Source organism: Kaistella sp. CFF1-2 (assembly GCF_059509915.1).
In genome coordinates this window covers 1,064,032-1,084,962 of sequence record NZ_JCAKLF010000001.1, presented here as the reverse complement: position 1 = coordinate 1,084,962, position 20,931 = coordinate 1,064,032, and the positions used below count along the sequence as shown (strand labels likewise).

19 protein-coding genes and 1 pseudogene are annotated in these 20,931 nt (G+C 36.6%); 16 read left to right on the top strand and 4 right to left on the bottom strand.

Annotation, left to right across the window (positions count from 1 at the left end; translation table 11 throughout):
• Positions 1 to 157 precede the first annotated feature (157 nt).
• The 3 genes from AC5XHR_RS04995 to deoC are packed head-to-tail and all read left to right on the top strand — an operon-like array spanning position 158 to position 2,381.
• Positions 158 to 1,129 carry an endonuclease/exonuclease/phosphatase family protein gene (locus AC5XHR_RS04995; RefSeq protein ID WP_495949670.1) on the top strand — a complete coding sequence of 324 codons (972 nt, stop codon included), beginning with the start codon at positions 158 to 160 and terminating at the stop codon, positions 1,127 to 1,129.
• 25 nt (positions 1,130 to 1,154) lie between these two features.
• A complete protein-coding gene (locus AC5XHR_RS04990; protein ID WP_495949669.1) occupies positions 1,155 to 1,625 on the top strand; it encodes an Lrp/AsnC ligand binding domain-containing protein in 471 nt (156 codons plus the stop codon).
• A 6-nt stretch (positions 1,626 to 1,631) separates the two neighbouring features.
• On the top strand, positions 1,632 to 2,381 hold the full coding sequence (gene deoC / locus AC5XHR_RS04985) for a deoxyribose-phosphate aldolase (RefSeq protein ID WP_495949668.1): 750 nt from the start codon (positions 1,632 to 1,634) through the stop codon (positions 2,379 to 2,381).
• 56 nt (positions 2,382 to 2,437) lie between these two features.
• On the opposite strand, the gene AC5XHR_RS04980 is transcribed toward deoC, so the two are convergent.
• Complete coding sequence (locus tag AC5XHR_RS04980) at positions 2,438 to 2,785, bottom strand: T9SS type A sorting domain-containing protein (RefSeq protein WP_495949667.1); 348 nt, start codon at positions 2,783 to 2,785, stop codon at positions 2,438 to 2,440.
• Between the two features lie 126 nt (positions 2,786 to 2,911).
• On the opposite strand from AC5XHR_RS04980, the gene hemB reads away from it, so the two are divergent.
• Complete coding sequence (gene hemB / locus AC5XHR_RS04975; RefSeq protein ID WP_495949666.1) at positions 2,912 to 3,904, top strand: porphobilinogen synthase; 993 nt, start codon at positions 2,912 to 2,914, stop codon at positions 3,902 to 3,904.
• A 51-nt stretch (positions 3,905 to 3,955) separates the two neighbouring features.
• Here the strand turns inward: hemB and AC5XHR_RS04970 are convergent, their stop codons facing one another.
• On the bottom strand, positions 3,956 to 4,279 hold the full coding sequence (locus AC5XHR_RS04970; protein ID WP_495949665.1) for a TM2 domain-containing protein: 324 nt from the start codon (positions 4,277 to 4,279) through the stop codon (positions 3,956 to 3,958).
• Between the two features lie 94 nt (positions 4,280 to 4,373).
• Between AC5XHR_RS04970 and lptB the strand changes: the two are divergent.
• From lptB to AC5XHR_RS04935, 7 genes and pseudogenes are all read left to right on the top strand, one after another.
• A pseudogene (gene lptB, locus AC5XHR_RS04965) lies at positions 4,374 to 5,099 on the top strand (LPS export ABC transporter ATP-binding protein); the annotation flags it as partial.
• 502 nt (positions 5,100 to 5,601) lie between these two features.
• On the top strand, positions 5,602 to 7,332 hold the full coding sequence (locus AC5XHR_RS04960) for an ABC transporter ATP-binding protein (RefSeq protein WP_495949716.1): 1,731 nt from the start codon (positions 5,602 to 5,604) through the stop codon (positions 7,330 to 7,332).
• Positions 7,333 to 7,480: 148 nt separating this feature from the next.
• On the top strand, positions 7,481 to 8,221 hold the full coding sequence (gene cmoA, locus AC5XHR_RS04955; RefSeq protein WP_495949664.1) for a carboxy-S-adenosyl-L-methionine synthase CmoA: 741 nt from the start codon (positions 7,481 to 7,483) through the stop codon (positions 8,219 to 8,221).
• Between the two features lie 50 nt (positions 8,222 to 8,271).
• Complete coding sequence (locus tag AC5XHR_RS04950) at positions 8,272 to 8,940, top strand: methyltransferase family protein (protein WP_495949663.1); 669 nt, start codon at positions 8,272 to 8,274, stop codon at positions 8,938 to 8,940.
• Between the two features lie 79 nt (positions 8,941 to 9,019).
• Positions 9,020 to 9,592, top strand: coding sequence for a cob(I)yrinic acid a,c-diamide adenosyltransferase (locus AC5XHR_RS04945; RefSeq protein WP_495949662.1), 573 nt, complete (start codon positions 9,020 to 9,022; stop codon positions 9,590 to 9,592).
• Between the two features lie 18 nt (positions 9,593 to 9,610).
• On the top strand, positions 9,611 to 10,225 hold the full coding sequence (locus tag AC5XHR_RS04940) for a thiamine diphosphokinase (protein WP_495949661.1): 615 nt from the start codon (positions 9,611 to 9,613) through the stop codon (positions 10,223 to 10,225).
• Positions 10,226 to 10,367: 142 nt separating this feature from the next.
• A complete protein-coding gene (locus AC5XHR_RS04935; protein WP_495949660.1) occupies positions 10,368 to 11,759 on the top strand; it encodes a type III PLP-dependent enzyme domain-containing protein in 1,392 nt (463 codons plus the stop codon).
• Between the two features lie 94 nt (positions 11,760 to 11,853).
• On the opposite strand, the gene AC5XHR_RS04930 is transcribed toward AC5XHR_RS04935, so the two are convergent.
• Both AC5XHR_RS04930 and AC5XHR_RS04925 read right to left on the bottom strand, forming a co-directional pair.
• Positions 11,854 to 12,516, bottom strand: coding sequence for an HAD family hydrolase (locus AC5XHR_RS04930; protein ID WP_495949659.1), 663 nt, complete (start codon positions 12,514 to 12,516; stop codon positions 11,854 to 11,856).
• A 44-nt stretch (positions 12,517 to 12,560) separates the two neighbouring features.
• Positions 12,561 to 12,965 carry a PH domain-containing protein gene (locus AC5XHR_RS04925; protein WP_495949658.1) on the bottom strand — a complete coding sequence of 135 codons (405 nt, stop codon included), beginning with the start codon at positions 12,963 to 12,965 and terminating at the stop codon, positions 12,561 to 12,563.
• 142 nt (positions 12,966 to 13,107) lie between these two features.
• Between AC5XHR_RS04925 and polA the strand changes: the two genes are divergently transcribed.
• From polA to AC5XHR_RS04900, 5 genes are all read left to right on the top strand, one after another.
• On the top strand, positions 13,108 to 15,957 hold the full coding sequence (gene polA, locus AC5XHR_RS04920) for a DNA polymerase I (protein WP_495949657.1): 2,850 nt from the start codon (positions 13,108 to 13,110) through the stop codon (positions 15,955 to 15,957).
• Between the two features lie 24 nt (positions 15,958 to 15,981).
• A complete protein-coding gene (locus AC5XHR_RS04915) occupies positions 15,982 to 16,251 on the top strand; it encodes a YciI family protein (protein ID WP_495949656.1) in 270 nt (89 codons plus the stop codon).
• Positions 16,252 to 16,329: 78 nt separating this feature from the next.
• Positions 16,330 to 17,124: a hypothetical protein gene (locus AC5XHR_RS04910; protein WP_495949655.1), complete on the top strand. Its 795-nt coding sequence runs from the start codon at positions 16,330 to 16,332 to the stop codon at positions 17,122 to 17,124.
• 62 nt (positions 17,125 to 17,186) lie between these two features.
• A complete protein-coding gene (locus AC5XHR_RS04905; protein WP_495949654.1) occupies positions 17,187 to 20,063 on the top strand; it encodes a M16 family metallopeptidase in 2,877 nt (958 codons plus the stop codon).
• Positions 20,064 to 20,091: 28 nt separating this feature from the next.
• Positions 20,092 to 20,931, top strand: a complete 840-nt coding sequence (locus tag AC5XHR_RS04900; RefSeq protein WP_495949653.1) for a TerC family protein — start codon at positions 20,092 to 20,094, stop codon at positions 20,929 to 20,931.

Sequence of the window (20,931 nt, the reverse complement as noted above, 5' to 3'; positions counted from 1 at the left end):
TGCTGATATTTTGTCAATTTTCAAATGAGCGAATCGTTGTTTTGAAGAAAAATATTTTTAATATTAATATTTTTCAGAAAATTGTTTTACATAATTCCCATTTTGTAGATTAAAACTTCAAAAACACAAAAATTAGTGGTAATTTTACGCCGATTTTATGGATGCATTACAAGAGGAGGTGGCTAGAGCTCAGGAACTGATTATGTTTTATAATCTTGAAAATCTGTTTATTCCAGCAGATTCTAAGTTTATTCAAGATAAAAAAAACTTCAACGGTTTCCGAAGTTGGACGAAAGGAAGGTATTTGGATAAGCTGTACAAAATCGCAGATGTTTTCGATCAAGTTCAGCTGAAATATGGCAAATTGCCGCTCTTTGCTGGTGTAAGTGAAGTTCAAGGCGATCAGCCTTTGCAGGACTTAATGAAATTGGCGCCCTTTCATCCCTATTATGATTTTGTACACTTTGATAGTCTAGACGAGCGCGGTATTGATGTTGCATTGATTTACAATACGTTAGAAATAGAGATTTTGGATTCGGAAACGATGACGTATTTGTTCGAAATTGAAGACGAAAATCCAGAAAATTACGATACAACACGAGATATTTTGTATTGTAAATTGAAATATAAAGAAGATGTTTTTCATGTTTATGTTTTGCATCTTCCATCAAAAAGAGAAAAAGATATTAACAAACCCAAACGTGATTACATCTTGGGCGAGTTGAAAAAAAGAATAAAAAACAACGCAGAAGAGGAGAATGAGCCGGTACTTGTTTTGGGGGATTTCAATACCAACCCCGACGACGAAGGCATAAAAAATTTGTTGCAAATCAGCGAGCAGACAAAAATGTACAATCCGTTCTCTGAGATTTACAAAAAACGCATTTTTTCAACCTTTCACTATTCTAATGGGTTGTTGTTTGATCAAATTATGATTTCCCAAGACTTCATGCAAGGAAAAACATCGTTGCAGTTTTTGGGAGCCGATGTTTTTAGCTCGGACAAATTACGAAGTAATGACAAGCGCTTTCGTGGTAGACCTTTCCGAACCTATGCCGGCTCTCGATATTTGGGAGGATATAGCGATCATTTTCCAGTTGTTATGCAATTCGGAACCCATGAAACGTAACTAAAAAACATAAAAAAGACATCAAATGAAAATTGCAACAAACACGGGGTATCAGTTGGATTCTGTAGACAAAGAGATCATCTACATGTTGATGGATAATGCCAAAACTTCTTTAGCACACATTTCTAAAAATGTAGGGATTTCTACAACGGCGGTTCACCAAAGAATTAAAAAATTAGAACAAGCGGGAATTATCGAGAATTCGGTTTCGTTTCTTAATCCTAGAAAAGTAGGGTACAAGGTGGTTTCGTACATCGGTGTTTTCCTAGATCAGCCAAGTCATTATAAAGATGCGGTTTCGGCTTTGGATCAAATCAATGAAGTTGTTGAAGCGCATTATACAACAGGAAATTATACCATTTTCTTGAAAGTTTTGTGTAGAGATAACGACCATTTAATGCAAATTTTGAACAAAATTCAGAAGCTAAAAGGCGTAACAAGAACAGAAACATTCATATCTTTGGAACAAAGTATTAATAGACAATTAAAAGTATAATTAAGCATGTTGCCAATAGAAAACTATTTAGATTCCACCTATTTAAAAACACCTGCACAATCTGGTTTAAGTGAAAAAGAAACCTTCCAAAAGGTTTTAGAAGTAACAGACGAAGCGATAGCTAATCATTTTATATTAGTGATGATTCGTCCAGAGTATGTGAAAAGGATTTCGCAGTACATCAAAGAAAAAAATGCGGATGTTTTGGTAGGAACGGTTATTGGCTTTCATGAAGGAACATATTCTACAGAACATAAACTTGAAGAAGCAAAAAAGGCAGTTGAAGACGGAGTTGATGAATTGGATTATGTTTTGAACTACGAAGCTTTCAAATCAGGAGAAATCCAGAAAGTGAAAGACGAGTTTGTTGCTTGTACAAAACTTGGTTTGGATAATCAGAAATTAGTGAAGTGGATTATTGAAATTGCAGCACTTACTGATGATCAAATCGCTGAGGTTACGAAAAGCATCGTAGAATGGTCTGCTGAAAATTTTCAAGGTCAAGAAGATCAAATTTTCATTAAATCATCTACTGGTTTTTATCAAACGGAAGGTGGAAAGCCGAATGGAGCAACACCGGAAGGAATTAAAATTATGCTAGAAAATGCTGGAAAGCATCCTGTAAAAGCTGCGGGTGGAGTCCGTACACACCAAGAAGCTTTGGATATGATTGCAATGGGTGTTCAACGAATTGGAACCTCTTCTGCAAAAGCATTGGCAGGAAAGTCTGATGAAGAAGGAAAAGCAGAATATTAGAAGAAAAGAAAAATCAAATAAAAAAACTCTGAAGAAATTCAGAGTTTTTTTATGTTTTATTGTTTGATGATTTGCGTTACTTTCTGGGTGTTGTCACTCAACGTGTATCGCAATAAATATTTTCCTGATTTTAATTGATCTAATCTAATTTCCGAAGAACCCGAATTTACATTGTAAGCCGCTACTTGAACTCCCAAAATGGAATAAAAAGTAACGGATTTTATTTTAAGATTAGCATCTTTTGACTTCAAAACCAAAACATCTCGTGCTGGATTTGGGTACGCCACCAAAACGCCATCGTCATTCTTTTGACTGGCGGAAATCGGTTCTCTCTGGCTTGTCTGCGCTTGTGCAGCTACTGAAAATAATCCGACGAAAAATAGAGATAGTAAAAGTTTCTTCATACACAAAAAGGTTTTCACCTCGAGTTTTACAAATGTATTAAAAATCAAATTAATATACAACGGCTTTCTCCCCTAAGGAATGTTTACCTTTGCAGTATAATTTTTTAATCAAATAGTATTCCAAAAATGATTATATTTTCAAGAAATCGAAGATTAAGAACCAACGAGTCTATTCGAAGTTTGGTACGTGAAACCGTACTTACAACCAATGATTTTGTCATGCCTATTTTCGTTATGGAGGGGCAAGGAAAAAAAGAGGCTATCGATTCGATGCCCGGAATTTTTAGAAGAAGTATCGATCTTACTGTTCAAGAATGTAAAGAATTGTATTCTTTAGGAATTAAAGCGGTGAATCTGTACATGAAAGTTTCAGATGATGTTAAAGATAATACGGGTAAAGAAGCGTGGAATCCAAACGGATTGATGCAACAAACGATTAAGGCTATTAAAGATGCCGTTCCAGAAATGATTGTAATGCCTGATGTTGCGTTAGATCCGTATTCAATTTACGGACATGATGGAATTATCAATGCAGGAAAAATCGATAATGACGCAACAAACGAAGCCTTAGCCAAAATGGCAGTTTCTCACGCTGATGCAGGTGCTGATGTTGTCGCGCCTAGTGATATGATGGATGCTCGTGTCTCTGTAATTCGTGAAGCTTTGGAAGAAAGTGGACATACCAATGTCGGAATTCTTTCCTACGCTGCAAAATATGCAAGTTCGTTTTACGGACCTTTCAGAAGTGCTTTAGATTCAGCTCCAAAAGAAGATGTTGAAATTCCAACGGATAAAAAAACCTATCAAATGGATTTCCATAATTCAAGAGAAGCCTTAGATGAAGTTCAGAAAGATGTGGATGAAGGTGCTGACATCATTATGATTAAACCAGGTTTGCCCTATTTGGATATTGTAGCAAAAGTTCGCTCGATGATCGATTTACCAATTGCAGTGTATAATGTAAGTGGAGAATATGCGATGTTGAAAGCGGCGGCTCAAAATGGTTGGTTGGATAACGATAAAGCGATTTTAGAAAGCTTAACGTGTATAAAACGTGCGGGTGCAGATATGATTTTCACCTATGCTGCTAAAGAAGCTGCCATTTTATTGACTTCGTAAATTCGGCAGGATATAAACTAAAAAAAGGAGGCGAAAGCCTCCTTTTGTATTTTAAAACCAAGGTTTTTGATTCTTGATGTAGGTGTTGTCAAATTGTTCATCACTCATCGTAAGGTAAATAATTCCTTCAATGATTGGGATGACAAATACGACTGGATACAAGAAGCTTCCGATTCCACAAGTGAAAATCGTTAGTAACGGAATGATAATAATTGTTGAAAGAAGCAAGATAATTCCTTCTTTATTGTACCCCATATAAAATTTGTGAATTCCTAAAGATCCCAAAAGAATCGCTAGTAATCCAGCTGGTAATTTTTTTTCAGATCTGTAAGGTGCAGGTGGCTGGCTGCCGTCAGTGTAGCCATAATTTTCCATAGTCTTTTTTTTAGATTGTTCTCAAAAATACAGAAAGTTTTTTTGAATTTCGAGATTTATTTTATTTGGCTCAAAAATATTTATCTTTGCGCCTATGATCTTGCGCGGAGAAAATTTAGTTAAAGAATACGGACCCAAAAAAGTAGTAAAAGGAGTTTCTGTAGAAGTGTCACAAGGAGAAATTGTTGGTTTGCTTGGTCCAAACGGGGCGGGGAAAACCACGACTTTCTACATGACGGTTGGTTTGGTGAAGCCTACTTCGGGAAATATCTTTTTAGATAACAAAAATATTACAACCGATGCCATGTATCGCCGTGCGCAGCAGGGTATTGGTTATCTGGCGCAAGAAGCTTCCGTTTTTAGAAAGCTAAGTGTGGAGGATAACCTAATGGGTGTTCTTCAGCTTACTAAACTTTCAAAACGAGAGCAGAAATTAAAATGTGACGAATTGATTGAAGAGTTTTCGCTTCAACATGTTCGTAAAAACCGTGGAGATTTACTTTCTGGAGGGGAAAGACGAAGAACGGAAATCGCGCGTTGTCTGGCAACTAGTCCTAATTTTATTCTTTTGGATGAGCCTTTTGCTGGAGTTGACCCAATTGCGGTGGAGGATATTCAGAAGATCGTTCGAAGTTTGGTGGATAAAAACATCGGGATTTTAATTACCGACCACAATGTTCAACAAACCTTAGCTATCACGCATAAAACCTATATTATGTTCGAAGGTCGAATTTTAAAGGAAGGTTTGCCAGCAGATTTGGCGAACGATCCTCAGGTTCGAGAAGCGTATTTAGGAGAAAACTTCGTGTATCAGGATATTCTCAATAAAGCCAATAAAAAACAATACGTTTACAATATTTGGGCAGGTAATTTTGATACCAAACAGCAGTTTCAAAATTTTGTGGATGTTAATTTCAGCGAAGCCGATAATTTGAGATTGTTCTACGGTTTCGAAGATATTAGTTTTGCGTCTTTAGCGAACTCGGATATTGAAACGATTTTTAATTCAGTTCTGGATAAAAATCAGTTTTCATCGTTCTTGTTTCAGAAAAAAGAAATCAATTTTTCATACAGCGAAGATCAAGCAGAAGCAGAAGGAAAGGCGTTTTCTCGTCCAGAATTGGCGTATCAAGCTTCGTATTTCTTTGAAGATTAATGCTCATTTTGTAAAATTTTCCGATTATTAAATGAATTTCTTGCTCACAGAGTTGCTTATCTTTGTGTAAGTCAACACGTCATTCATGAGCAAACCTTTCCGACGAACAGTAACTTTATGGGGGATTTATAAGCAATTAGTTCCGTTCATAAAACCGTATCGTAAAATGATTTACGGGACGCTGTTTCTCACATTATTAGGCGCTTTATCAGCCCAAGTTAACCCGATTGTTTTAAAATATACCGTTGATGAGGTAACCAATCTTACCCATCTTCCCGATCCTATGGTCGAAGGAATTCATGTATTGGTGGTTATTACCGTGATTTTATTGGTGAAAGAAGTGGCTAATATTTTTATCAATTTCGGTCAAAAATTTTATGGCGAAAAAATTCGAATTAATGTAAGTTCGGTTTTGGCTCAGAATGCGATTGATAAAATCCTTACCTATCGAGTTTCGTATTTTACCGATGAAGAACACGATTCGGGGAAATTGCAAACACGAATCGATCGTGGAATCGAAAGTTTAACGCGATTGGTTCAGAATTTCTTTATTGATATTTTACCGTTGTTTTCTACAGCGATTATTGCTTTGGTGGTGATGTATATGCAAAATGTATATGTAGGTTTGGTTTCTACGATTGTAGTTCCCATTTATTTCTATGTGAGTTCATTGCAAGCCAGTAAACTTTCGGGTGTTAGACGGCAATTGCGTAATCAACGTGAGCAAAAAACATCGGGACTTTTGAATTTGATTAATTCCATCATGGTGATCAAAAGTTTTACTCAAGAAAAATTTGAGGGCAAAAAGCAGTACGATTTGCAGATGGACTTAATGGAAAGCCAATTGTACACGCGAAGAACCAATTTTATTTACGACGGATTCAAATCGTTTATTGAGCAAATTGGTGTTGTTTTAATCATTCTTTTGACAGTTTATTTGGTGTTAAATCAACAAATGACCATTGGTGCGATCATGTTGCACGTGATGTTGTTTAACAACGTTTCGGCGCCTATTCGTCAGCTTCATCGGATTTATGATGATATGAATGATGCGATGATTTATGCCGAAGGTTATTTTGATATTTTAAACGCGGATGGCGAAAAAGAACCCAACGGAACGTTTACGGAAAATAAAATTCAAGGGGAATTTGAATTACAAAATGTTAATTTCACGTATCCTAATGGAGTTCAGGCTTTGCATGACGTAAATATGGTTATTGAGTCGGGGAAAACCACCGCTTTGGTTGGATTAAGTGGCGCCGGGAAATCAACGGTGATTAACTTGTTGTGTAAATTTTACCTCCCAACCAATGGCGCTATTTTCTTAGATAAAACCAATCTTAATGACTACGATAATACGTTTTTGAGAGATAAAATTGGTTTGGTTTTACAGAAAAATCACATTTTTAAAGGGAGTATTGAAGATAATATTCGATACGGAAAAATGGATGCTAGTTTTGAAGAAGTTCAGGAAGCGGCTCGAAAAGCCTATTTGCATGATCAAATATTAGAGCTCAACGAAGGCTATCAGCACGATGCAACGCAACTTTCGGGAGGCCAACAACAGCGAATTGCGATTGCGCGTTTGTTTTTGAAAAATCCACCAATTATTTTCCTAGACGAACCTACCGCGAGTTTGGATGCGATTGCAACCGAGCAAATCAAAAATTCGTTGGATGCTATCAAAGCAGGAAGAACGGTGGTGATTATTTCGCATTCGCTTTCTCAGATCTTGGATTCCGATCGTATTTATGTGATGAAAAAAGGACGCGTTGTAGAAAGCGGTACGCATGACGAATTGGTTCAGATGGATGGAACGTATCGAGAGATTTTTGATGCATCAGCTCGAAGTCTCAATTTGGATAAACTCATTCACACGTACAAGGATTCGGAATAAAGCTTTGTATTGTAGAAAAACTGTTTTTTGTCCTTGTTTTTTAACACTTCCTTAAGGTTGGTGGAAAAAGTTTGTTAAAAATTTATTCAAATCGAAAGAAAAATAGTTTAGATACTAGATTTTAGTTTATTTTTGAAAAAAAAATAATATGCTAGACGACAGCCATTCTGACAAGGTTTTTAGCGAAAAACAGAAAATTCAATTTGATTTTCAATTTAATGAAAAAGTGGCGGGCGTTTTTGATGACATGGTGAGTCGTTCGGTTCCTTTTTATCAGGAAATGCAAAGGATGACCAGCGAGCTCGCAGCCAAATATGCGCAACCAGAAACATCGATTTATGATTTGGGATGTTCTACAGGAACCACCATGTTGTTAATGGACAAATTGGTTCCAGGAGGAATTACGTTTGTTGGGATTGATGATTCCCAGGAAATGATCGATAAATGTCAAGAAAAACTCAACAGTTTTCATCTTAATCGAGAAATTAAATTGGAAGTTGCTGATTTGACGAAAACGGTTCCTGTACACAATGCATCAGTCGTCTCTATGGTTTTGGTTCTTCAATTTATCAGACCACTTTATCGTTTAGATATTGTAAAGAAAATTTATGAAGGCATGGTTCCAGGTTCGGCATTCATTCTTTTTGAAAAGATACTTACGGAAGAAAAATCCTTAAATCGAGACTTTATTGACTTCTATTACGATTTCAAAAGAAGAAACAACTACAGCGAACTTGAGATTTCTCAAAAACGAGAAGCGTTAGAAAATGTTCTCATCCCTTATAAAACCAGCGAAAATGTCAATATGCTTAAGGAAGCTGGTTTCCAAGAAGTCGAAGTGTTTTTCAAATGGTATAATTTCACTGGTATAATTGCGCGTAAACTATGATAGAGATTGGTAATTTTTTCTTCAAGTACAGGAATTTCCTGTTCATTTTTTTGTATTTATTATTGTTTATTCCTTCACCTGACTTATTTCCTGAGCGATTTTATGGTGAAAAATACTATTGGTTTCCTATAATTTTAGGATTACTAATCACAGTTACGGGGCAGTTAATTCGTGGTGGAACGATTGGTCTTGCGTACATCGTTCGTGGTGGTTTAGGAAAGAAGGTTTATGCAGATGGTCTGGTTACTGAAGGGATATTTACACATGTTCGTAATCCTTTATATGTTGGCAATATCTTGATGCTCTTAGGTGTGGGAATTATGGCTAATTCATTAATCTACACATTTATTGTCATGCCGCTTTTCCTTTTTATTTATCAATGTATTGTTTTAGCCGAAGAGAATTTTTTACGAGGTAAATTCGGTGCTCAGTTTGATGAATATACACGAAAAGTTCATCGCTGGATTCCTAATTTAGCGGGAATCGGAAAGACTTTTGGCTCAATGGAGTTTAAGTGGAAACGTTGGCTTATTAAAGAATATAACACGCAATTCATTTGGTTAACAGGTATTGCGTTGATTTTACTGTTTAAGTATCCGCAACTTACAAATGGCGATACGCAGCTCCGAAATATACTTGCTGTTGCTGCAGTCGTGGTTTTTGGAGTTTATTATTTAACCATTCGCTATTTTAAGAAATCCAAAAAATGGGTTCCATAATAGAAAAGACTTGAGAAATCAAGTCTTTTTTTCGTTGTTGCAAATCATATTTAGTATTTTTAGCATTCAAATTTTGCTTATGAAAATTTACACGAAAACAGGAGACAAAGGAGATACAGCGCTTTACGGCGGGACGAGGGTTTCAAAAGCCAATGCACGAGTGGTTTCTTACGGAACGATTGATGAGTTGAATTCCTTTATTGGAGTGGCTAAATGTCAAATTGAAGATGAACAAGTCATTGAGCAATTAAAAAAAATCCAGTTTGATTTGTTTACTGTTGGTTCAGAATCGGCTACACCACTAGATAAATTGATGTTGGCAAATGGGAAACCTCGGTTACCTTTGATTATATCAGAAACGGAAATCGAAGAATTAGAACATTGGATGGACGCTTTTGAAGAGCATTTGGAACCTTTGCAATATTTTATTCTTCCTGGAGGAGGCAAAGCAGCTACAGCATTGCATGTGGCGAGAACGGTTTGTCGTCGTGCCGAGCGTTCCATGGTCGAATTAAACGAAATCGAAGAGGTTCGTCCTGAGTTGATTAAATATCTCAACCGTCTTTCCGATTATCTTTTTGTGTTGGCGCGTTATGTGTCGAAAACTCAAAATGAACCCGAAGAATATTGGAATCCTCGTGATAGAGCCTAATTATTTGATCTAGACTTGATGAAAGCATTGTTGTTTATAAATGGAGAGCCGCCCAAAAAACTTCCTTCCTTGGCTGGTTTTAATGTGATTGCGTGTACGGATGGTGCTTTTCATTATTTGAAAGAACTTGATTTCCCTTTAGATCAATTGGATTTTATTTCCGGTGATTTTGATTCGCATTCGGGTGAAGATTCTGGAGTTTATCAGGATAAATTTATTTTCACTCCCGATCAAGATAAAACGGATTTTCAAAAAGCCTTAGAACTACTTTTGGAACAAGGAGTTTCTGATGTGGATGTGTACGGCGGAAGTGGTGGCGAAATGGATCATTTTCTAGGAAATCTTACCGTTGCGAGTTTCTTCAAAGAACAGTTGGAAATTCATTTTTTTGATGAATTTTCAACCTATTTTTTTATTCCGAAATCTTTTAAAACTAAAGTTTCGGACGGACAATTGGTTTCTTTATATCCTTTTCCGTTTGCAAAAAATGTGACTACGAAAGGATTGAATTGGCCTTTGAATGGTGAAGATCTAGATCAAACCAAACGTATAGGAACCCGAAATATAGCAGTAGGCGAGCATTTAGAAATCGATTTTGAAGATGGAAATCTTTTGCTTTTTTTAGGCTTATAGTTGTTGTAATTGTTTGATTTTATGTTGAATGGGTGTTTGTGTTACATTATTTAAATTTTACATAAAATATTAAAACTTTTTCACCAAATTTGCATCTCCAAAATTTGATGTATTTATCAACCCACAAACGTTTAGTTAAGAAATGAAAATTAAATATTCAGAGCTTATCGACCAAACTTTGTATTTCCCAACGGAGGAATTCAACGTCGAAGAAAACAATCTCAAATTTCATGATATTCCTTTGATGGAAGTGGTAGAAAAGTTCGGAACTCCGCTTAAATTCAACTATCTTCCTAAGATTTCTATGAATATTCAAAGAGCAAAAGCGTGGTTTAAAGAAGCTTTTGAACGAACAGGATACACCAAAAATTACCGCTATTGTTACTGCACAAAGTCCAGCCACTTTAAATTTGTGTTGGATGAAGCCTTGAAAAACGATATTTCTATGGAAACGTCGTCTGCTTACGATATGGATATTGTGAAAGCTTTGTATGATGAAGGTAAATTTGATAAATCGATTGAAGTGATTTGTAATGGCTTCAAAACAGATGATTATTTGAATAAAATTTCGGATTTAATTAATTCAGGATTCGAAAATATTACCCCAATTTTAGATAACTATCGCGAATTGGATAAGCTAACGGAAAGTATTGATACGACCTTTAATATTGGGATTCGTATTGCTTCCGAGGAAGAACCGAAGTTCGAATTTTATACCTCGCGTTTAGGAATTGGATACAAGGATATTATCCCGTATTACAGTCAAAAAATTGCGGAACATCCGAATGCGCGTCTAAAAATGTTGCATTTCTTCATTAATACGGGAATTAAAGACACGGCGTATTATTGGAACGAATTATACAAATGTCTTCGAGTTTATGCGCGTTTGAAAAAGGTGGCTCCAGAAATTGATTCTTTGAATATTGGCGGTGGTTTCCCGATAAAAACATCTTTAAATTTCGATTACGATTACCAATATATGGTGAATGAAATCGTTTCTCAGATTAAGAAATTCTGCGAAGAGGAAGGGGTTGAAGAACCAAATATCTATACAGAATTTGGGAGTTTTACCGTGGGTGAAAGTGGAGGTCATTTGTATAAAATTATTTCGCAAAAACGTCAGAACGACCGAGAAAAATGGAATATGATTGATTCGTCTTTTATGACGACGCTTCCAGACACTTGGGCGATTTCCCGTCACTTTATTATGTTGCCATTAAATCGTTGGGATGATACTTACGAGCGAGTTTTCTTAGGTGGATTAACGTGTGATTCTGATGATTACTATAATTCTGAGCAACACACCAACGCGATTTATTTGCCAACGTATAATGATACAAAACCTTTGTACATTGGTTTTTTCCATACGGGAGCGTATCAGGAAACGATTGGTGGTTATGGTGGAGTTCATCACTGTTTGATGCCTCAACCCAAACATATTTTAATTGATAAAGATGAAGAAGGAAACTTCACGTACGAGGTTTTCCGAGAAGAACAAACACCTGGTGATGTTTTAAAATTACTAGGATATTAATACGAGATTCGGCGGCCAAAGGCCGCCGAATCTCGTATTAATTCTTTTCCATCCAGCGGCGCCAAAGGCGCCGCTGGATGGAAAACCTAAATTTTTATACAAAATAAGTTTCTAGAAGTTCTGGTTTTAACTTTCGTAAATCATCGACGACGATATTGGCAAGTTCGTAATTTTGCCCTTTTGAATGGAAACTTTGATACGCAGCACATAAAATTCCGGCTCGATGTGCCGCTAAAATTCCATTAGTAGAATCTTCAATAACCATACATTCCGATTTGTCTTTTCCCGAAAGTTGGGCTGCAATATTGAAAATTTCAGGATTTGGCTTGGATTCCGCCAATTCGTCGCCACTCACTTTGGCTTTAAAATAAAAACCGATTTCAAATTTTTCCAAAACCCAATTGATGGTATTCATGGCTGCGGACGAAGCCAGAATCAAAGTAATATCGGCTTTACGGTAGCTTTCAAAAAGCTCTCGTACGCCCGGAAGCAAATCAAATTCGGTGTCGTTATCGAAACAATGTTTGAAGTAGCTTCGCTTTTGTGCTGAAAGTTCATCCACTTCCAGAGGAAGGTCAAAATGATTTTTCAACGTGGTGCATACCTTTCGAGTTGAAAAACCTGTAAAACTTTCGTAAAGTTCAGGTGTTACCTCAATTTTAAGATCTTCGAAAACTTGATAATAGGCTTTTTTATGAAGAGGTTCTGTGTCAACAATCACTCCATCCATATCAAAAAGTACAGCTTGTAATGCCATATACTTACATTTAATTTTTCAAGCGGCAAAGATAAGGAACCTTTTTAATCTGTAAATTCAATTTTAGGGTTTCTACTCAATAGCATTTGTTTAAATTCCTCATAATGTAGTGGACTAATCACCGTGTCATGAAACGTTAATGAGATGGCAACTCTTCCAAATATGCTTGGTGCAGGGGCAGAGAGAATATTTCCCGTTTTTTTAATGGATTTAATATCTTTTATGGAAATCGTTGTAGTACCGAAAATGCTATTTTTGATGTAAAGATTCTGATCGTCAATGGAATATTTAATTCCTAAAAGCACATAATTAGCGAATATTACGGTAAGTAATAGTGTAATTAAACCCCATTTATGTGGGTTTTCATAGCTTGCCAGAAAGCAAAATAGAAATGTTAGATTCATAAAAATCAAAATTTCTTTACCATATCGAACAGGAATTGAGGTCATTGATTTTTTCTTTATTTAAATATAATCATAAATCAATCCTCAAGACGAAAAAATAATTGAGAACTTGATATTTTGAAAATCAGTTCTTTTTTAAGTTAGGAGAATTCTTAAAACTACTATTCAATTTTCCTATCTTTGTTTTATGGACGCAACACAGGACAAACGCCTCTTTCTTATCGACGCTTATGCCATGATTTTTCGTGGATATTACGCGCTTATCAGAAACCCGAGATTAACAAGTAAAGGTTTAGATACATCCGCAATTTTTGGTTTTACAAACTCGTTAATCGAGTTGATTCGTAGAGAAAAACCGAGCCATTTAGCCGTGGTTTTTGATGTCGGAAAAGCCAGCGTTCGTACAGATGATTTCGCCGATTATAAAGCCAATAGAAGTGAAACTCCCGAAGCAATAAAAATTGCTGTTCCATACATTCATCGAATTTTGGAGGCGATGCATATCCCGATTTTGGGCGTTGAAGGTTATGAAGCCGATGACGTTATCGGAACCATCGCTTGCAAAGCCGAAAAGGAGAATTACACTACGTTTATGGTAACTCCAGATAAGGATTTTGCGCAGTTGGTGACCGATAAAATAAAGATTTATAAACCTGGATTAAAGGGCGGCGATATTGAAATTTTGGGAGTTGATGAAGTGAAAGCAAAGTACGAAATCAACGATCCAAAACAAGTCATCGATTTCCTTGCAATGATGGGCGATGCGGTGGATAATATTCCTGGATTGGAAGGGGTTGGTGAAAAAACAGCCATGAAATTTTTAAAGGAATATGGTTCGATTGAAAATCTTTTGGCGAATACCGATCAATTGAAAGGAAAAATCAAGGAGAAAGTGGAAGCCAGCGCAGAACGCGGAATTTTATCTAAAAAATTAGCGACCATTATTTGCGATGCGCCCATCGAATTTCACCAAGAACAATACGATCTTGAAACTCCGGATTTCGAGAAAGTAAAAGAAGTTTTTGAGGAAATTGAGTTCCGTAGGTTATATGAAAATCTTTACAGAGCATTTTCAACCGAAAACCAGCAACCAACAACTGACAACAAAGAAGTTGATCCCAATAAAATTTCCCGCTACGACAAACAACCGACAACCGATAACCAACAACCAATCCAGCTAGATTTATTCGCAAATTTTGAGGAATTAGATCATGCAACTTCGTCCAAATCAACGATTGAGAACAACGATCATTTATATCAATACATCAACACGCCGAAAGCGCAGAAGATTTTAGTTGAAAATTTAATGGCTCAAAAAGCGGTTTGTTTTGATACCGAAACCACGTCGCTTAACGAGATGGAAGCCGAATTGGTGGGAATGAGTTTCTCCTATAAAAAAGGATTGTCGTATTATATTCCGATTTCTGAAAACAAGGAAGAAGCGGCGGCAACTTTGGAAATTTTCAGACCATTTTTCGAGAAAGAATCGGTGTTGAAGATTGCTCATAATCTTAAATTCGATTATAAAGTTTTAAAATCTCACGGTGTAGAAATTCAGGGAGCGATTTTCGATACGATGATTGCGCACTATCTTTTGAACCCCGATGGAAGACACGGAATGGATTATCTTTCAGAAGTTTATTTGAATTACAAACCTGTTTCCATTGAAACCATTATTGGAAAAAAAGGTAAAAATCAAGGAACATTTCGTGATGCCGATTTGGTTACACAAACCAATTACGCCGCGGAAGATGCCGATGTAACCTATCAATTATACGAACTTTTTGCTCCTCAACTGAAAAAAGAGGGTTTGGAAGATTTATTTTTCAAAGTGGAAATGCCTTTGATGGTGGTTTTAGCAAAAATGGAATTGGAAGGCGTTTCTCTCGATGAAAATTGGTTGAATAAAGAATCCAAAGACCTAGAAAACGATCTGAAAAATCTTGAAGAAAAGATTTTCGAACTGTCGGGTGAAGAGTTTAACATGAATTCGCCTCGTCAATTGGGTGAAATTTTGTTTGAGAAAATGCAACTCGATCCCAAAGCAAAAAAGACAAAAACGGGTCAGTACGCGACTTCTGAAGATGTTCTTCAAAAATTAGTAGCGAAACACGACATCATTAAATATATTTTAGAATACAGAACCTACCAAAAGTTGAAATCAACGTATGTGGATGCGTTGCCAACTCAGATTGAAAAATTGGACAACCGCGTTCATACCAATTTCTCGCAAACTACGGCCGCAACAGGTCGTTTGGCTTCTGTGAACCCGAATTTGCAAAATATCCCGATTCGAACTTTACGCGGACAACAAATTCGTGGCGCATTCGTGGCGGATAAAGGCAGCAAGATTATTTCTGCCGATTATTCTCAAATTGAATTGCGTTTAATAGCTGAAATTTCTGGTGAAGAAAACATGATTAAAGCGTTCCAAGATGGGGAAGATATTCACGCTTCAACGGCGGCGAAATTGTTTAAAATTCCAATTGAAGAGGTTAGCAAAACGCAGCGTAGTCAAGCCAAAACGGTGAATTTCGGAATTATTTATGGTCAAGGTGCTTTTGCATTGGCGGATCAAACCGGACTTTCGCGAAAAGAAGCGAAAGAATTGATTGATTCCTATTACGAAACCTATCCAAAACTAAAAGAATTCATGGCGGAACAAGTTCAAAAAGCCCGTGAATTAGGTTATGTAGAAACGATTTTGGGAAGAAAACGCCATTTGAAAGACATCAATTCCAATAATTTTGTAGTTCGTGCGCATGCAGAAAGAAACGCTGTAAACGCGCCAATTCAGGGAAGTGCAGCGGACATCATCAAAATTGCAATGATAAAAATTGATAACGAATTGGATATTCAAAATTTAAGAACAAAAATGCTCCTTCAAGTGCATGATGAACTTTTATTTGAATCTCCAATTGACGAAGTAGAAACCGCATCAAAACTCATCAAAACCGAAATGGAATCGGCTTTCGAAACCAAAGTTCCTCTCTTGGTGGAAGTTGGTGTTGGTGATAATTGGTTGGAAGCGCATTAAGAAAGAACACCAAATTATAAAAATATGAAAACAGTTGTTTTATACGAAAGCAATCCGAACGTTACGATGGAGCAAATGATGGAAGTTTTTCCAGGGCACCAAGCGAATGAAGATCGTTTTGTGAAAGCCGGAAAAATTCTAGGGATTGGTCCGTTTTCCGTTCCAGGAGAAGGTGCTATGGGGATTTTTACCGATCGCGAATCTGCGGAAGAATTTGTAAAAAATGATCCTTTTGTGAAACTAGGTTTAGTTTCCAATGTTACCATCAAAGAATGGGTAGATGAGTTAGCATAGACTCAATTTTGAAAAAGTATAAAGACGACCAAATGAGTCGTCTTTTTTTTATTCTTAATTTAGTTGGAAAATACAACCATGAAAACGCAACTCAAACCCGATGCAAATGTTAATGATCTGTTTCGGTTAACCTTTCGAAGAATCCGCAGAACGATCGGTTATTTAGGGATTTCTTTGCCGATAATTTTAGTTTTGTTATCGCTTTTTCCTTTTTTTAAAACAGAAATTCAACCTTCCATTAGCGATTATTACTACACCAATTTTCGTGAAATTTTCACGGGAACTCTTTGTGCGGTGGGGTTATTCATGATTCGGTATAAAGGATATGGCAATGCGCAGTTCTTTAAAAACGACAATGCCTTAACCAATATTGCTGGTTTCATGGCTTTTGGAGTGGCGCTTTTTCCGACTTTTCCCATCGGAGATCATGTGAAACTAATGAGTTTTATTCCCTACAATTGGCAATGGATAGGCTATTTGCATTATGGATGTGCGGCCGTTTTGTTTCTGTCATTTGCGATTTTAGCGATTAACGTATTTACGTTAGGACAAGAGAAAAACTCCAAAATTCCTGTAAGTGTTTTTAATGAAAATCATATTTACAAATTCTGCGGATGGGGCATCGTTTTCTGTGTCGTTTTAATTCCAATTGCGGCGAAATTAGATTGGTTTTATCATTCGACATTGGTTTTTGAAGCGCTTTCTTTGGTTTTATTTGGAGTAGCTTGGCTTATCAAAGGTCGTGCTTTAGGGGATTCTGGCTTGGTTGGTGAAAAAGTCTATCGCGAAAAAAATACAACGGATACAGAAGTAGAGCTGCAAGAAAAAGTGGAAGAAAAAACAGGCATAGATTCATCATCAAATCCTTTGTAAACCTTTTGATTTGAACACAAAAGAAGCTGACTTTTCCGTAAATTTGTGTCAAGTTATTTTAAATGAATTTAAACGAAAAAACAACTTCTCAGGAAGTTCAACATACCGATGCACACGGATATACCTATCAAACTGTAAAAAATGATCCGAATGGGGTACGAATTTATCAACTGAAAAATGGATTAACGGTTTATTTGGCTCAAAATTTTGATGCTCCGAAAATCCAGACCTTTATTCCTGTTCGTACAGGTTCCAACGCAGATCCTGCGGATAATACAGGCTTAGCGCATTATTTAGAACATATGATGTTCAAAGGGACGAGGCAATTAGGAACTCAAAATTGGGAGCAAGAAAAAATTCTTTTGGACGAGATTTCTGATCTTTTTGAAGCGCATAAAAAGGAACAAAACCCCGAGCTGAAACGTGAAATTTATCAAAAAATTGATGAGGTTTCGCAAAAAGCGAGTGGCTTGGCGATTGCGAATGAGTATGACAAAGCAATTTCGTCGTTGGGTGCAACGGGAACCAACGCGCATACGTGGTTAGACGAAACGGTTTACAAAAATAATATTCCAAGTAACGAGTTAGAAAAATGGCTTAAAATCGAGCACGATCGTTTTTCGAATTTGGTTTTACGTCTTTTCCATACGGAGTTGGAGTCGGTTTATGAAGAATTTAATCGAGCGCAAGACAACGACGGTCGATTGGTGAATTACGAATTGATGGAATTATTATTTCCAACGCATCCAAACGGTCAGCAAACGACCTTAGGAAAAGCAGAACATCTGAAAAATCCTTCGATGAAGGCAATTCATCAGTATTTTGATACGTTTTATGTTCCAAACAATTATGCGTTGGTTTTGGTTGGAGATTTAGAATTTGATAAAACCATTCAGCTTGTCGATCAGTATTTTGGGAAATTAGCTTTTCGCGAACTTCCAAAAAAGGAGAAAATTCAAGAAAAACCGATTACGGAAATTCACAAAAGAACGGTGAAAAGTCCAACAATTCCAAGAGTTCAAATCGCATGGCGAACCGATAGTTACGGAACTCGAGAGTCGATGTTGGCGGATATCGTTGCCAATATTTTAAGCAACAAAGGAGAAGCAGGTTTGTTAGATTTGAACATCAACCAAGCGCAAAAAGCATTGTATGCGCAAGCCTATGCTATGGGATTCAAGGAATATGGTTACGTGTCGATGGTCATTGTTCCAAAGGAAGAGCAAAGTTTAGATGCGGGAATTCAGCTTTTGTTGAGTCAAATTGACGAAGTAAAAAAAGGAAATTTTCCGGATTGGATTTTGGAAGCCATTGTGAATGATTTTAAAGTTCAACGTTTGAAAGCTCTAGAAACGGCGGATGGTTTAGCAACCAATTTGTATGATGTTTTCATCAAAGAACGCAGTTGGAAGACGGAAGTTGACGAGTTGGATGCGTACGCAAGTGTTACGAAACAAGAAATTATTGATTTTTCAAATTCATTTTTCAAAGAGAATTATGTTGTAGTTTACAAAGAACGTGGCGAAAATGAAAATTTGATTCACGTAGAAAATCCAGGAATTACACCTATCCAGTTGAATCGTGATGTTCAATCCGAGTTTCTAAAAGAACTTTTGGCGGAAGAACCAGAACGTATTAAACCTGAATTTATCGATTATCAAAAGGAAATCAAAACGGATGCGGTTGGCGAACGGAAATTAAGTTTCGTGACCAATGAGTATAATGAAGTTAATCAACTTCATTTGGTGATTCCGGTGGGAACCGATCACGATCGTGAATTGATTTTAGGAATACAATATTTGCAGTTTTTAGGGACGAAGGAATACGATGCAAAACAACTTCGCGAAGCGTTTTATCATTTCGGAATTCAATACGACTTTAAATGTTCTCAAGATCAAACTTTAATTAGCATTACGGCGTTGAAATCGCAGATTGCAAAAGGTTTAGATTTAATTTTACAATGGTTGCGACATGCAAAAGCGGATCAGGTTGTTTACGATGATTTTGTTCAAACCATTTTAGAAAGTCGAGATGCCGCGAAAAAGGATAAAAATCGCATCATGTCTGGCTTGTTGAATTATGCAAAATTCGGAACCGATTCGAGATTTAGAAATTCTATTCCAGCTGATGAATTAAAGAAAATTAATCCTTCGGAACTGATTTTGAAAGTCGCAAAACTTTTAAAATTAGACTACGAAATTTTCTATTACGGTCAATCGATCGAAGAGATCAAACACGATTTAGAAAAACAATTGGAACCCATTTCTTTAGAAAATCCAGCAAAAAAAGTGTTTCCAGAACCGGAGACGGGTGGCAAAGTTTATTTTTCCAATTACGATATGGTGCAAGTGGAAATGTCGCGTGTTGCAAAAGGAAAAGATGTTGAGGTTCGTGACTTAGGAAAAATCAATGTTTTTAACGAGTATTTTGGTCGAGGATTGTCTTCAATCGTCTTCCAAGAAATGCGTGAGAGTAAGAGTTTGGCGTATTCGGCGTATGTTTCGTATCAGCCAAATACAGAACTTTTACATCCGGATTATGTACAAACGTATATCGGGACGCAACCTGATAAATTAGGAATTGCGATTGAGACGCTTCAAAATTTATTGAATGACTTCCCGCAAGTGGAAGGGCAGTTTCAGAGTGCAAAAACGGCGGCTTTAAAGAAGATTGAAGCGGGACGAATCAAGCGAACGAACATCTATTTTAATACACTTCAACTTCGAAAACTTGGTATTACAGAAGATCACCGAAAATGGATGTATGAAGAAATCCAGAAGTTGACTTTGGATGAATTGACGGAGTTTTTTAAATCTCACATTCAATCCCTAAAATTTAATACCCTATTGTTAGGAAAAAAAGAGAATCTAGATACTAAAGCCATCGAAAATTTAGGTATTTTTGCAGAATTGACCCTAGAAGACATTTTCGGGTATTAAATGCAAAAAACAAACTTGAACAAACAATATGGATTTTTTTAGTGCACTAGAAATGCCGGATTTTTCGAATCCGTCGATATGGGTGAGTTTACTTACCTTAACCTTTTTGGAGCTTGTTTTGGGAGTGGATAATATTATTTTTATTTCCATTATCTCGAATAAGTTACCAGCTGCAAAGCAAAAATTTGCTCGAAATATCGGGTTGATTTTAGCAATGCTTTTCCGAGTGGTTTTGCTACTCATGATCAATTGGATTATTGGCTTGAAAGAAGCCGTCTTCACCATCGGATTTATTCACGAACCCGGGACCGAAATTCCAATCGGATTGAGTTGGAAGGATATCATTTTATTGATGGGAGGTATTTTCTTAATTGGAAAATCAACGTTTGAGATTCACTCGAAAATGCAGATTGACGACCATCACAAACCGAAATCTACAGCAAATGCTTCAGGATTAATGACCACTGTAATTATCCAAATTATCTTAGTGGACATGGTTTTCTCGCTAGATTCAATCCTAACAGCGGTTGGTTTAGTAGATAATGTCGTGTTAATGATTATCGCGGTTATCGTGTCTATCGCTATGATGATGGCGTTTGCAGGACCAATTTCTAACATCATCAACAAATATCCGAGTTTGCAGATGCTTGCTTTGAGTTTCTTAGTAGTAATCGGGGTTATGTTGGTTGCAGAAGGTATTCACCAGCATGTAAGTAAGAATATTATTTACTCGTGTTTAGCGTTCAGTTTAGCGGTTGAATTGTTGAATATCAAGCTGAAACAGAAACAAGACAAGTATTTCAAACTCAATCCGGATCTAAAGAATAATTTAGAATTGGATGTGGATAAAGAAGAAGAAACCAAATAA